Annotated in this window: 15 protein-coding genes; 3 read left to right on the plus strand and 12 right to left on the minus strand. The window is 70.8% G+C overall.

Translation table 11 applies throughout. The annotated features are described in order from the left end of the window. Positions 1-124: 124 nt before the first annotated feature. Entirely contained in the window at positions 125-2098 is a 1974-nt protein-coding gene (locus FZO89_RS06325) for a UvrD-helicase domain-containing protein (protein ID WP_149102448.1), read from the plus strand. A 54-nt stretch (positions 2099-2152) separates the two neighbouring features. Here the strand turns inward: FZO89_RS06325 and FZO89_RS06330 are convergent, their stop codons facing one another. Next, positions 2153-2809, minus strand: a complete 657-nt coding sequence (locus FZO89_RS06330; protein ID WP_149102449.1) for a YceH family protein — start codon at positions 2807-2809, stop codon at positions 2153-2155. Positions 2810-2924: 115 nt separating this feature from the next. On the opposite strand from FZO89_RS06330, the gene FZO89_RS06335 reads away from it, so the two are divergent. Beyond that, positions 2925-3857, plus strand: a complete 933-nt coding sequence (locus FZO89_RS06335) for a 5'-nucleotidase, lipoprotein e(P4) family (RefSeq protein WP_149102450.1) — start codon at positions 2925-2927, stop codon at positions 3855-3857. 583 nt (positions 3858-4440) lie between these two features. Then, complete coding sequence (locus FZO89_RS06340) at positions 4441-5772, plus strand: hypothetical protein (protein ID WP_149102451.1); 1332 nt, start codon at positions 4441-4443, stop codon at positions 5770-5772. A gap of 23 nt (positions 5773-5795) precedes the next feature. Here the strand turns inward: FZO89_RS06340 and FZO89_RS06345 are convergent, their stop codons facing one another. From FZO89_RS06345 to FZO89_RS18465, 11 genes are all read right to left on the minus strand, one after another. Then, a complete protein-coding gene (locus FZO89_RS06345) occupies positions 5796-6734 on the minus strand; it encodes a hypothetical protein (protein WP_149102452.1) in 939 nt (312 codons plus the stop codon). Positions 6735-6785: 51 nt separating this feature from the next. After that, entirely contained in the window at positions 6786-7409 is a 624-nt protein-coding gene (locus FZO89_RS06350) for a hypothetical protein (protein WP_187471054.1), read from the minus strand. Positions 7410-7431: 22 nt separating this feature from the next. Further along, complete coding sequence (locus FZO89_RS06355; RefSeq protein WP_149102454.1) at positions 7432-7770, minus strand: hypothetical protein; 339 nt, start codon at positions 7768-7770, stop codon at positions 7432-7434. 79 nt (positions 7771-7849) lie between these two features. Continuing rightward, on the minus strand, positions 7850-8455 hold the full coding sequence (locus tag FZO89_RS06360) for a hypothetical protein (protein WP_149102455.1): 606 nt from the start codon (positions 8453-8455) through the stop codon (positions 7850-7852). 104 nt (positions 8456-8559) lie between these two features. Beyond that, positions 8560-9009 carry a hypothetical protein gene (locus tag FZO89_RS06365; protein ID WP_149102456.1) on the minus strand — a complete coding sequence of 150 codons (450 nt, stop codon included), beginning with the start codon at positions 9007-9009 and terminating at the stop codon, positions 8560-8562. 82 nt (positions 9010-9091) lie between these two features. After that, on the minus strand, positions 9092-9301 hold the full coding sequence (locus tag FZO89_RS06370) for a hypothetical protein (RefSeq protein ID WP_149102457.1): 210 nt from the start codon (positions 9299-9301) through the stop codon (positions 9092-9094). A 133-nt stretch (positions 9302-9434) separates the two neighbouring features. Continuing rightward, positions 9435-10154, minus strand: a complete 720-nt coding sequence (locus FZO89_RS06375; protein WP_149102458.1) for a type III secretion HpaP family protein — start codon at positions 10152-10154, stop codon at positions 9435-9437. Between the two features lie 10 nt (positions 10155-10164). Beyond that, the gene (locus tag FZO89_RS06380) at positions 10165-10668 is read right to left on the minus strand and encodes a hypothetical protein (RefSeq protein WP_149102459.1); all 504 of its coding nucleotides are present in this window, start codon (positions 10666-10668) and stop codon (positions 10165-10167) included. Next, a complete protein-coding gene (locus FZO89_RS06385) occupies positions 10665-12032 on the minus strand; it encodes a FliI/YscN family ATPase (protein ID WP_149102460.1) in 1368 nt (455 codons plus the stop codon). Before FZO89_RS06385 ends, FZO89_RS06380 begins: the two co-directional genes overlap by 4 nt. Continuing rightward, positions 12029-12715 (minus strand): FliH/SctL family protein, encoded by a 687-nt coding sequence (locus FZO89_RS06390; RefSeq protein WP_187471055.1) that lies wholly within the window; start codon positions 12713-12715, stop codon positions 12029-12031. The genes FZO89_RS06385 and FZO89_RS06390 overlap by 4 nt, the downstream gene beginning before the upstream one ends. After that, on the minus strand, positions 12705-13340 hold the full coding sequence (locus FZO89_RS18465; protein WP_187471056.1) for a hypothetical protein: 636 nt from the start codon (positions 13338-13340) through the stop codon (positions 12705-12707). Before FZO89_RS18465 ends, FZO89_RS06390 begins: the two co-directional genes overlap by 11 nt. Positions 13341-13343 lie beyond the last annotated feature (3 nt).

The following is a 13343-nucleotide window of genomic DNA, read 5'->3' on the forward strand; positions in this document are numbered from 1 at the left end:
AAACCGGCCGTCCGCGGCCGGAAGCGCCGCAGCGGCCGCCGGATCGCACCATTTTCCAATGGGGCAACGCCGGTCGGGGGAGTCCGGGGCTGTAGAATGACGCCGCTCCACCATCGTCGTCCGCATGTCCCTCAATCCCCAGCAACGCGCCGCGGTCGCGCACTGCGACGGCCCCCTGCTCGTGCTCGCCGGCGCCGGCAGCGGCAAGACGCGGGTGATCGTCGAGAAGATCGCGCACCTGGTGCAGACGGGTCGGTATCCGGCCAAACGCATCGCCGCGATCACCTTCACCAACAAGGCGGCGAAGGAGATGCGCGAGCGCGTGGCGCGAAGGATCCGCGGCGACGCCGCCGAGGGGCTGACGCTGTGCACCTTCCACGCACTGGGCCTGCGGATCCTGCAATCCGAGCATGCGAAGCTGGACCTGCGCCGCGGTTTCTCGATCTTCGACAGCGACGATTCGATGGCGCAGTTCAAGGACCTGATGCCGGGCGCCAAGCCCGATGCCGTGCAGGCGATGCAGTCTCTGGTCTCGACCGTCAAGAACGCGGGGCTGTCGCCGGACCAGGCGGCGGAAGCGGCACGCAGTGCGCGCGAGCACGAGGCGGCGTCCCTGTACGCGCGCTACCAGCGGCGGCTGTCGACGTTCAACGCGGTCGATTTCGACGACCTGATCCGGCTGCCGGTGCAGTTGCTGGAAAGCGATGCCGACGCTGTCGCCGGCTGGCGCGAGCGCATCGGCTACCTGCTGGTGGACGAATGCCAGGACACCAACGACGCCCAGTACCGCCTGCTCAGGGCGCTGGCCGGGCCGAAAGCCAACTTCACCTGCGTGGGCGACGACGACCAGAGCATCTACGCCTGGCGCGGCGCCAATCCCGAGAACCTGTCCCAGCTCGGCCGCGATTATCCGAACCTGGTGGTGGTGAAGCTGGAACAGAACTACCGCTGCAGCAACCGCGTGCTGCGCGCGGCGAATGCGCTGATCGCCAACAACCCGCACGAACACCCGAAAACGCTGTGGAGCGCGCAGCCCGACGGCGAGCGCATCCGCGTGTGGGAATGCCGCGATGCCGCGCACGAGGCCGAGCGCGTCGCTGGCGAGATCCACTTCCTGCACACCGCGCGCGAGGTGCCGTGGAGCGAGTTCTGCGTGCTGTTCCGCGGCAACCACCAGTCGCGCGCGCTGGAAAAGGCGATGCAGCTGCTGCGCATCCCCTACCACCTCTCGGGCGGCACCGCGTTCCTCGACCGCGGCGAGGTGAAGGATGCACTGTCGTGGCTGCGGCTGGTCGCCAACCCCGATGACGATGCCGCCTTCCTGCGTGCGGTGCAGTCGCCGAGCCGCGGCATCGGCGCGACCTCGCTGGCGAAGCTCGCGGAAATGGCGCAGCACGCGCACCTGCCGCTGTCGCGCGCCGCCGAGTCGATGGGCCTGCTCAAGCAGCTGCAGCCGCGCGCAGCCAATGCACTGGGCGCGTTCACCGACATCTTGCGCGGCCTGCGCGCCGATGCCGCGCGCCTGCCGCCCACGGAACTGGTGCGCGGCCTGACCGAGAAGTCCGGGCTGCTGGCCGCGCTGCGCGAGCAGTGCAAGAGCGACGAGCTGTTCCGCATCCGCCGCGGCAACCTCGACGAACTCGCCGACTGGTTCGAGGGCGCGCGCGGCGCCGGCCCCGGCGAACTCGCCGCGCAGCTGGCCCTGCTCAGCCACGCCGACAAGGGCGATCCCGGCAACCAGGTGCGGCTGATGAGCCTGCATGCGGCCAAGGGCCTGGAGTTCCGCTACGTGTTCATCGTCGGCATGGACGACCACACCCTGCCGCACGAGGCCAGCATCGACGAGGGCCGGCTCGACGAGGAGCGCCGCCTGCTCTACGTCGGCATCACCCGCGCCAAGGAACAGCTGTGGCTGTCCTATTCGCTCGAAGCGCAGCGCTGGGGCGCCAAGCTGCGGCTGGCCCCGAGCAGGTTCCTGGACGAACTGCCCGCCGCCGAGCTGCAGCGCGACGGCGCCGACCCGGTCGCCGACGCGGCGCGCAAGGTCGAACGCGCCACCGTGGGTTTCGCCAGCATCCGGGCATTGCTCGGCGACTAGCGCACCACCCTCGCGCACCCGGCCCTGTCGTGCCACCTTCCGGGGTCGACAGGGTCAACGGCCCTCGCCGGCCAGCAACTGCGCCAGCTGACCGCGCAGTTCGGCCACTTCTGCCTCCAGCGCCTCGACCCGCGCCTGCAGTCCGAGGGCGACGGCTCGTGGCGCAGCCTGCGCCACCACGCGCTCCACAGCGGCCTGCACGTCCACCGCGCCGCACAACTGGTGGGTGTAGCGATCCTCGCGCTGGCCGGACGCGCGCGGCAGCAGCACCACCAGCGCCTGTGCGTGCTGGATCAGCCGTTCCAGATGGTGGCGCACGTCGTCGACATCGACGAAGGCATGCATGCGCTCGCTGCGCGCCAGCAGCTCGTGCGTGGTCTGCGCGCCGCGCAACAGCAGCAGCGCAAGCAGCACCACCTGTGGCCTGGGCAGGCTGAAGAACGCTTCGGCGCGATGTTCGTAACGCTCCGCGCGGGAAGAGAACACCTGTTTGGCCAGACCCTTGCGCTCCAGCTGCCGCAGGGCATGGTGCACGGTGCCCGTATCGAGCGACATCAGCGGTTCGCGCGCGGTCTTCTGGTTCGCCGCCGACTGCGCGGCGTTGATCGTGAGCGGATAGATGTCCGGGGTGATCGCCTGCTTCTCGATCAGGCAGCCCAGCACCCGCGCCTCGGGCGCGGTCAATGGCAGTGCGGTGTCATCGGCGTCCATGGGGCCCCTGCTGTCCTGCTGGTTCGGTCACGCCACAGCATAGCCGGGCGCCGGCGACCGCCGGAAACACGGCTTCGCTACACTCGGCGGCTCCCGAACCGCTGGAACACGCCGCATGCGCGCGCCCGCACCCGCCGCCCTCCTGCTCGCCACCGCCCTCGCCCTCGCCGCCTGCAAACCGGTGTCGTTCACCGCGCCGGATGCCGTCGCGGAGCCTCCCCGGCCCGAAGCCAGCGCGTCCGCATCGCCGGCCGGGACCGCGACGACCGACGCCGACGACAACCTCAACGCCGTGCTCTGGGTGCAACGCTCGGCCGAATACCAGGCCAATGCGATCTCGATCTTCCGCGCCGCCGCCGACCACCTCGACGCGGCGCTGAAGGAACCGAACTGGGACGCGCTGGTCCCGGAGGAACGCGAACAGGCCGCACCAGCCGCCGGGCTGCAGCCCGCGGTGATCATGGACATCGACGAGACCGTGCTGGACAACTCGCCCTACCAGGCGCGCCTGATCGCCGACGGGGCCGAGTACGACGAAGTCACCTGGGACCGGTGGGTCGCGGAGAAGAAGGCCAGACCCGTGCCCGGCGTGGTGGAGTTCGCCAGGGCCGCCGAAGCCAGGGGCGTCACCATCCTCTATCTGTCCAACCGCGCCGTGCACCTGAAGGAAGCGACCCTGGCCAACCTGCGCGCCGAAGGCCTGCCGGTGAAGGACGACAGCGTGTTCCTGGGCCTGGGCACCCATGTCGAGGGCTGCGAGCAGCAGGGTTCGGAAAAACTCTGCCGGCGCCGGCTTGCGGGGCGCGAGTACCGGGTGCTGATGCAGTTCGGCGACCAGCTCGGCGACTTCGTCGAGGTCGTCGCCAACACCCCGGACGCCCGCGCCGGCCTGTTGGCCCAGTACGGCGACTGGTTCGGCGAACGCTGGTGGATGCTGCCCAACCCCACCTACGGCTCCTGGGAACCGGCGGTGTTCAACAATGCCTGGAACGAGACGAGGCAGGCGCGCCGGGCCAGGAAGCGTGACGCTCTCGAGCAAAATAGATAATAAAAACAATTATTTGAATAAAAGAAATTAAGGTATTGCATCAGCTTTGCCTGGGCGGTAATCTGCGCCCGCCACAACACGAGTCCTCCGGCACTGCCGGATTCGACGGGAAACCAACGGTTTCCCGTTTTTTTTGCGTCGCGGCCCGGTTCCGCCTCACCGCCGGCGATGCTGGAGACAGCGGCGCCGTCAGGCCTCGGAGCAACATGCGACGCCCGCGGACTTGCGCCTGCGACGCAGGTCCCGGTCCGCCCTCCGCCCTAGGGTCGACCCCAGATACCGGCGTGCGTCGCACCGACGTAGCGTGGATCGATGACAGGCGTGTTTCGCGCCGGTATCGGGGAGGCATGCCGTGACATCCATCCCGTCCCCCATCGACGCGCTACGCGCCTTGTTGCCCATGCCCGGGCGTGGCGGCGAAGGCGGCCCGCTGATGGGGCCGGGCGGAATGATGGAAATGGGCGATGACGGACCGCTGCGGCCGCTGGGTCCGCATGGGCGGGGACATGACGGTCACTCGCCCCATACCGGTCCGATGCGGTCGGATGGCCTGCCGCCACTTTCCCTCCCGGAAGCCACGCAGGTGGCCGATCTGCTGTCCGGTGCCATGCGCCAGAATCCCTCCCATCCCCTGTTCCGGGAACTGTCGCAGGTACCGGCGGAGGAGTTCCGGCAGTGGGTGATGGATTTTCTGACCATGCCCCCGGGTGGCGCCCGTGACCTTCCTGCGCACGCGGCCGCGCCCCTGGCACAGGCCACCGCGGCGGCGGCGGCCCTGCTGCGCGAGAACGCAGCGCAGCAGTCCGCGCCTGCGCAATCGCTGGCGGAGGCGCGCGCCGAAGCCGATGCCCTGCGCGCGACGGTCCAGGCCCAGGCGCAGCAGACCGCTGCCGAACGGACGCAGGCAACACCCGGTACGCCACGCGCGGGTGAAGACGGACGCCAGATGGCGGCGGCGCTGGTGGCGGCGAACGGGGCGCAGGAGGGGCGCGTGGCGACCGATGCGCGATACGCCGGGCTGATGCAGGCGCTCGCCCAACCCGCGCGTGCCGAATCCGCGGTGCCGGCGACGCAAAACCCGGCTGGCGCGCCCACCGCCATGGCCTCGCAGACCGCGCCTGCGGTCCCGGCCCAGGCTACGGCTCCGCCGGACTCCGCGCGAACGCTCCAGGATCCGGCCGTGCCCCTCATGCAAGGACGTACCCCCGTGGAGGCCCCGCTCCCTGCACGCGCCGAACGGGTGGCAGGCTCGGCGGAGCCCATGCCCGCGGGCGGATTGCCGGGACTGGTCGGCGCCGCCGGCGTCACCCTGGCCGCAGTCGGCCAGCCGGCGGGGACCACCTTCGCCCAGGCGCCGCAGCAGGCGGTGCGTGCACGCAAGTCCGAGGAAACCCGGGACAAGCGCGACAAGCACGCGCGCGAGGCGCAACAGCGCGACAGCGATGGCGACTCCCAATCGCAATCGCGCCGGCACGCGGATGGACATGGTGACGCGGCGAGGAAGCGCTCCCCTAAGGCCGCTGCGGCAGCCGCCAGCGGCGGAGACGGTCGCAGGGCCTCGCCCGCCACGACCGCTGCCGCGGGGCACACAGCCACGGCGCCGGGTTTGCCCCCGGCGGCTTACACGCAGGATGCGGACATCGAGCCGGAAGAGCAGGCGCGTCCCGCCGGCCACACGGCTGCCGGCGAGTCGTCCGATGCGATGTCCGCACAGTCGCGGCGGCAACAATGGCTGTACTGGTCGCTGATCGCCGTCACCTACAGTTGCCTCGCAGTCGCGCTCGGGATGATGACGCCGCTGGCGGCCTCGCTGCCCATCGCGACCGAATCGCTCCCCCTGTGGCGCAATGCCCTCACCACCACCGGGTTGGCCACCGGGCTCTGGGCCTGGCTGCTCGCACGCCGCCTGCGCTAGCCCGGCGCTCCGCCCGAACCACCTCATCGCGCAGGGCGCGTCCCCGCGGGCCGCATCTGCTCCACGCGCCCCTCGCGCAGGTCGATGCCATGGCGCGCCAGTACTTCGGCGGCGACCCGATCGCCGTAGCGGCGCAGTGCGTCGCGGTCGCCCGCGCCCAGCAGTTGCGCGTATTCCCTGCTGCGAATTGCGGTCAGGATCCCGGCACGGTCGGCGACCTCCTGCTTTTCCGCATCGCCGGCATCCGTCAGTTCCCCAAGCAGGGTCGACGACGCCACGGCCTCCCGGATCGCCGGCAGTTGCTCCGGGCGAACGCGATCGCCGTTGACCACCGCCCAGTGCACCGCGTGGTGCATCGCGATGACGTCCACGAGGTCGTTCCCATCGAGCCCCAGTGTGGACATGGCCTGGTCGAAGTCCTGCAGCGCCTGGCCACTTTCCACCAGCGCACGGAGCTCGCGCGTATCCTCTTCCAGCGGTCGGTACTCACGCAGGAAGGCCTGCACGGCCTGCTGCCGCACGGCGACCGAGCGCCTGAACCGCGGATCGAAACGCGCTTCGCCGGACGCGGCGCGCCAGCCGTCGAGATACGGTCGCTCGAAGGACGATTCGAAGGACTCGCGGGTGGAGGCCGCGGCACCACCCGTGGCGCCACGCTCCGGGCCCGGTCCGGCCGACGCGGATTCATTCCCGGACGATCCGGCCCCGCAGCCCGTCAGCAGCGCCAGCGTCACGACGAAGCTCGCCCAGACTCCGGTGCGTGCAGCGCCGGCGGAGTTCGGAATGCGCGATCGCCCGGTGCGCTCGGCGCCGTCCGCAACGGAAGGGGTTCGCGAAGCCCCGGACCGCAGCAGGGACCGCAAGGCAGTGCGCGCCGAGGGATGCACCTGCCGGGCGACGAGCGGCAGCACGACCCGGCAGAACCGCCCTCGAAAGCCTGCCGCGACGCGCGAAACGATCACCTGCGGATTCGCATGCCGGCGGTTCCGCGCAGCGCGGACAGCAGGGGCCGCCTACTGCCCGTACTTCGCGCGGATCGCCGCACCGTCGCGCCGACCCATCTCGGTGGCGACCTGGCGCAGCCAGCGGTCGGCGCTCGGCCTGCCATCGCTGCGCACGCGACGTTCGTACTCGGGGAGCAGTTCTCGGCGTCGCTGGTCGATCATGCGGCGCATGTCCGCCTCCATCGCAGCCTCGTCGATCGGCCGGTGCGCAGGCGCATGCGCGAGCTGCTGCGACGCGCGCTTCTTCCTCACGGCCTCGCGATCGATCCAGTCCGGACCATCGCCGGTGCTCTGGTTGCGCATCAACGCATGTTGCTGCATCAGGTTGGCCTGGCCCCCGGCGTCGATCAGCTGCGCGCTGGCCGGCGGGATGACGCAGATCGCGCCGAGCAACCCGAGCGACAGCACGGCGAGGCGTGCGGAAGGACGATTGATGGTCGGTAGCATGGATTCCTCCTTGGCGGCGGCATCGCGCATCGAACCCGGTGAGATCGAACTTAGCATCGCGATGATTAACGTCCCGAAAAAGCCTGGCGTCAGGGCGTGACCACCGTCGCGGTCCGCAACGCGACGCAAACGATTGCGGCGGGCAATGCCCGCCGCAATGGATCGCTTGCTGCCGTTCCGGGCCACGGCCCGGAACGGATCGGCTGCCTCAGTTCTTGCGGGCAACCTGGGCCAGGCCTTCGCCGACCGACTTGATGGCGGTCGAGACGGCCTGTGCGGTCTGCGAGAAGATCTGCGACTGCACCTGGAAGTCGGTCATCGCCGCCATGTATTCCTCGGACTGCTGCTTGGCGTCGCTGTCGTAGGTGCGTTCCATGGTCTGCTGCGCTTCGATCATCTTGCCGGCGCGTGCCGCAAGGATCTTGCCCAGCCCGGCGGCCAGTGCCTCGAACCAGGAGCCGCCCTTGCCGGGCTTGAGTTCGGCCGAGTTGACTTCGCCGCTTTCGACGCGGGCGGTGAACATCTGCAGGATGTAGCTCTGGGTCATCGTAGTGTCCTCAAGTCTGGATCGTCTGTGTCGAAGAATTCGGAACAACTGCCTTGGGTGCGGTAAACCAGGCGCTTCTTCAGACGGATCCGGGCGGGCCGCGCAGCCGCCGCGACCGTGACTTGGTGATGGATTGCTTGCCGGGCAGGACGACCTGGTCGGCGAAGGCGCCGCCTGCGCCCGGCGCCGGGGCGTCGCCCGCGCGCAGGGATGCCAGCCATGCCATGGCCGCTTGCTCGCCATCGCGCTCGATGCGCTGCGCGAGTTCCAGCGCGACCTGGACTTCCCGGTTCTGGACCTGGCTGGTCGCCTCGCCGAACTGGCGGATGAGGCTTTCCCGCTCTTCCCGGGCAAGCAGCCCGTCGCGCGCTAGCGCTTCCAGGGTGTCGACCCAGGCGGTGCGCTCGATTCCCGTCGCCGCCGGCTGCAGGTTCGCCTCCGCCACGGCCTTGCGCATGTGGGCGATGACGAAGTCGAGGTCCTCGTCGTCGCCCGCCGGTGCGGTGGTCCGCAACGAGGCTTCGAGCAGGTCAAGGATTTCGCGCTGCTGCTCCTCGAGCCCGACCCCCGTCGGCGCCTCCGCCGTGGCCGGCGTTGCGTCCACCGGCGCCGCGGTCCTCGCCAGCGCGACCGGGCCGCGATCGGCGGCTCGGGGGGCGACTTTGCGGGGCGGGCGGATGGCCATGTGCCGGCGGGATCCTTTGCAGGGAGAAGGAGCGTTGGGGGAGGTCTGGATGGAGTGTCCCCGCTGCGCACGGGACCGGCAACTGGGGCCGACCCTAGCCGACGTCAGGCGGCGGACGGGGGCTGCGTGAGGGCGGGAATGGTCTGGAACAGGTGGCGCATGCGTTCGCCCTGCCGGCGCCCCAGGGCCTCCGCGGCCTCTGCCAGCCAGGCGCGGCTGGCGTCCTGGCCATCGCGGCTGGTGCGCTCGCGGAACTCGGCCTCGAGTCTGGCCTTGTCGCTTTTCAGCTCGCCGAGCAGCACGTCGTATTCGCGCAGGATCGCGGCCTCGTCGGCGACGTCCAGGCTGCCCTGGGCACGCATCTCGCCGAGCGACTCGATGAATTCCTCGCGACTGGTCGGCAGCGCGAGCGACGCGGCGCGGTCGGCCACTGGCGGTTCCACGGCGGGCGCCGCCTGGGCGTCGACATCGTGGGCGAATGCCGCGGCGCCGAACGGGACGGCGGGGCCGTCATCGGGCTTGCGCTGCGGGCGTTGGGGAGGACGCTTGGCCATGATGCTCGTGTGCAACCGGTTGGTGGTGTCGGGTGCAGCGGCCGGCCTTGGGGACGGCCGCTGCAACAGGTCCAACTGCCGGTCAGGCGCCGACTGCGTTCAGGAAGCCGTTGCTGAACGCGGAGTTGAACACGTCGTCGAACGCGGAATTGCCCGAACCGCCGGAATCGCTGAGCAGCGAGCTGACCAGGCCGCCGGCCAGCTGGCCGAGCATCGGGTTGCCGGTATAGGCGGTGACGACCGCACTGACGACGGAGGAAAGAACATCGCTGAGACCGCTGAGGAAGCTCATGGGGTGACTCCTGTCTGAAGATTGATGTTGGGGTATCGGTTCTTCGTGAAGCGCTGGTCCGCGCCTTGGAGTCTGTGGAGAGGAGGCAGGCCGTCCAAGCTGGGGCGTTCCCCACCTGGGGCAAACCCTGGCCTCAGCCGTCGAAGCGGGGATCGATCTCGAGGTGGCCGAGGTTGTGTGCGGCGAAGCGCTCGGCCAGCGCCGGGGCGGCCTCGCGGATGGCATCAAAGCTGTCGCGCGAGCGCACGTCGGCGCGCAGGTGCCAGCCGTCGGCGGTCCTGCTCAGCAGCAGGTCGGTGCCGGGCAGGGTCGCGTCGGACATGCGCAACAGCACGTGGCCTTCGCCGTCGGTGGCGGTGGCGCCATCGACAGCGAGCTGGCGTACATGTCGTTCCAGCATCTCCGCCAGCGCCTTGCCGCTGGCCATCGGCGGCGCGGGAGCGGTCGGCGGCGGCAGGCCGCCACCGTCGCGCAGCGCGGCCTGCGCCTGCATCATCGCCAGCAGGTCGGCGCCCTCGATCGAGTTCGCGCCCATGCCGTTGTTGTCGGTGCCGTCGTGGGTGCCTCGCTGCTCCGTCAGGCCACGCAGCGCCGCCTGGTCCTCGCCATGGCGCGTGGCGCCGTGCGCAACCTGCCGGCCTGGCTCCAGCGCGCCGCGCGGCGACTCCTCGCGCTCCTGCGGACCGCTGCGGCCTTCCTGGCGGCCGTGCTGCATCAACTGGCGGAAGCGATCCACCTGCTCCTTCGGCGGCGCCTCGCGCGGCTTGTCCGCGGGGCGGTCGTTTTCGGTGCCGCGGGTTTCCGTGGCCGGGCGGCTGGACAGCGACGAACTGCTGCTGTGATCGATGCTCATGTCCGGATCCTCAGTGTCGGGTGCGGGCGCTGTGGGCGGCCTGCACCAGGTCGGCGGCGGCGTCCTCTTCGCGGCGCGCCTCCAGCGCGACCACCTCGCCGCGCCACAGGGCCTTGCGCTTTTCCAGCGCGTCCTCGCGGGCCTTGGCGCGGAAGAAAGCCTGCATCGCCTCGGCCAGCGCCTGTTCGGCCTGCTGCAGCTTCTGTTGCGCCTGCTGCAGGCGCAGGCATGCGGCCTGTTCCTGTTCGCCCAGCCAGTCGATGTGCGCCTCCCTCTGCTCCAGGGCAAGCGGGAACGGAATGCCCGGAGGCGGGGGCTCCAGCATCCGCATCCGCTGCCCGGCGCGCTCCTGGCGCAGCCCGGTGATCTCGGTCTCGATCCGGGTGCAGGCGTCGCGGCAATCGCGCACGACGCGCTGCTTCTCGACCACGACCAGTCGCGCCTTGCCGGTGCGATGCTCGCGCAGCTGCAACAGCTGCTGCAGCGGATAGCGCTTGCGCGATGCGCTGCTCATGCGAACAGCTTCTTCAGCGTGTCGGACGACTGCGCGAACGGCACCAGCTCGGCCGATCCCTGCTGCAGCAGTTTGCGGATCGGGCCGATGCGGTCGATCGCGAAGTCGGCCTCGGGATCGCTGCCGCGCTTGTACTCGCCCAGCTGCAGCAGCAGTTCGATGTCTTGGTGCTTGGCCAGCGCCTTGCGCAGCTGGCCGGCGGCGCGCAGGTGCGCCTGGTCGACCACGCGGGGCATGGTGCGGCTGAGGCTGGTGAGCACGTCGATCGCCGGGTAGTGGTAGGCGGCGGCGAGCTTGCGCGAGAGCACGATGTGGCCGTCGAGGATCGAGCGCACTTCCTCGACGATCGGGTCGCCGCCGTCCTCGTCCTCCGCCAGCACCGTGTAGAACGCGGTGATGCTGCCGGTCTCGTTGTTGCCGGCGCGCTCGAACAGCCGCGGCAGTGCACTGAACACCGAAGGCGGGAAGCCGCGCCGCGCCGGCGGCTCGCCGATCGCCAGGCCGACGTCGCGCAGCGCACGCGCGAAGCGGGTGACCGAGTCGAGCAGCAGCAGCACGCGCTTGCCCTGGTCGCGGAAATGTTCGGCGATGGCGGTGCCCACCCACGCCGCGCGGCTGCGTTCCAGCGCCGGCCGGTCGGAGGTCGCCACCACCACCACCGAGCGCGCCAGGCCGCGCTCGCCGAGGTTGTCGTGGATGAATTCGTTGACCTCGCGGCCGCGCTCGCCCACCAGCACGATCACGTTGACGTCGGCGTCGCCGCCACGCGCGAGCATGCCCAGCAGGGTGCTCTTGCCGCCGCCGGCGACCGCGAAGATGCCCACGCGCTGGCCCTCGCCGGCGGTCATCACCGCGTCGATCGCGCGCACGCCGGTGGAGAACGGCCGCTCGATCAGGTTGCGGGTGAGCGGGTTGGGCGAGGCGGCGTAGATCGGCATCTCGACGGCGGGCCCGATCGGGCCCTTGCCGTCGATCGGCTCGCCATGGGCGTCGAGGATGCGTCCGAGCAGGCCCTGGCCCGCGCGCACCGACGCCTGGCGACCGCTGGCGACGATCTGGGTGGTGGCGGAAATCCCGTCGAGCGCACCGAGCGGCGTCAGCAGCGTGTGCTGGCGCGAGACGCCGACCACTTCGGCGGCGAGGTCGAATGCAGGATCGCCCTCGCCGGGCGGATTGCGCAGGTGGCACAGTTCGCCGATCGCGGCCTTCAGACCGGTGGCGCGGATCAGGGTGCCGTAGGCCTCGACCACCCGGCCCACGCGCTGGATCGACTTCACGCCCGCCAGCGCGCTGAGCAGCGGATCGATTCCCGCGTCGTCGCGGTCCTCGCGCAGCTGCGACGCCGGCAGCCCCGGCAGGTTCATTGCGCGTGCCCCGGCTGGCTGGCACCCGCGAGCGCGACCCGGATCGCCTCGATCTGCTGCGCCACGCCGGCGCGCACTTCGCCCGCTTCCGAAACCACCACGCAGCTCAGCGGATCCAGGCTTTCGTCGTCGACCAGCTCGATCACGCCGACCGCGGGATGCGCCTGGCGCACCGCACCGAGGCCAGCCTGCACGGACTCGCGCGCGCCGGGATGCACACGGATCAACAGGAACTGCTCGGCCTGCGCGGCCTCGACGGCCTGCATCACCAGCGGCGGCACCACGCGCGACGCGTCGAAGCCCGGCGCGACCCGCGCCACGATCGCGCAGGCCAGCTCGGTGATGCGCCCGGCGGCCTCGGCCAGCACCCGCGCGCGGCGTTCGTTGAGCGCGGTCAACTGTTCGGCCATCTGCTGTTGCGCGCGCTTGAGGCCTTCGGCGAAGCCCTCGGCCTGCCCGGCCTCGCGCGCCTGCGCGACCTCGGCCTCCACCTCACCGCACAGCGCATTGGCGCGGGCCAGCAACTGGTCGAGTTCCTCGAGCCGTGCCCAGTGGCGGGCGCGGACCACGCGCGCCGACACCGCACGCTCGAACTCGCGGCGCTCGAACACGGTGACGGTGCCATGCGCCGGCGCCCGGCTCACGGCTGCCGCGGAAGGTTTCGCCTGGACCCTAGTCGCCATCATGGTTCTCGTGGTGGGACGCGACCACCAGCACCGCCTTTTCCGGCAGGTGCGCGGCGCACAGCGGACCGTTGTCGTGGAGCAGGCGCGCCCAGTCGGCCAGCATGCGATGGCGGCGCGACGCCCACGCATGCAGTTCGCCCCGGCCCTGCCGGTCGAGCAGGTCGCCGAGCAGCGACGGATCGGTCAGGAATCCGGGTGCAGCCAGCAGGGTTTCCCATTCGGCAGACAGGCGTGCACGGGTCGCCTGATCGAGGCGGCCATCCCAGACGGTCCTGTCGAGGGCGAGCAGGTAGCTGTTGCCCAGCGTGGCGCGCAGCCAGCGCACGGGCTCGCGACGTACTTCCGCCCGGATCAAGGGCGCATAGGCCAGCACGCCGAGGTCGCGCACCAGTGCGCGCAGGCGCGCAGGTGGCCAGCGACGCGGCGTCGCCATGTGCGTGCGGTCACCCGGCCGCGGCGCCAGCAGCCCATCGAGAAAGGCCGGCGGCAGCGCCCGTACCAGCAGACGCTGGCCAAGCGCGCTGGTGCGCGCCCTTTCCACCAGTTGCGGATCGAGCGCCTGCCCCGCTTCATCCGCGTACCACGCGGGATGGACGTCGGCGAGCAGCGCCTGCAACGGCATGCG

Origin of the sequence: Luteimonas viscosa, from assembly GCF_008244685.1 — a bacterium.
In the GTDB taxonomy this organism is placed as follows: Bacteria; Pseudomonadota; Gammaproteobacteria; order Xanthomonadales; family Xanthomonadaceae; genus Luteimonas; species Luteimonas viscosa.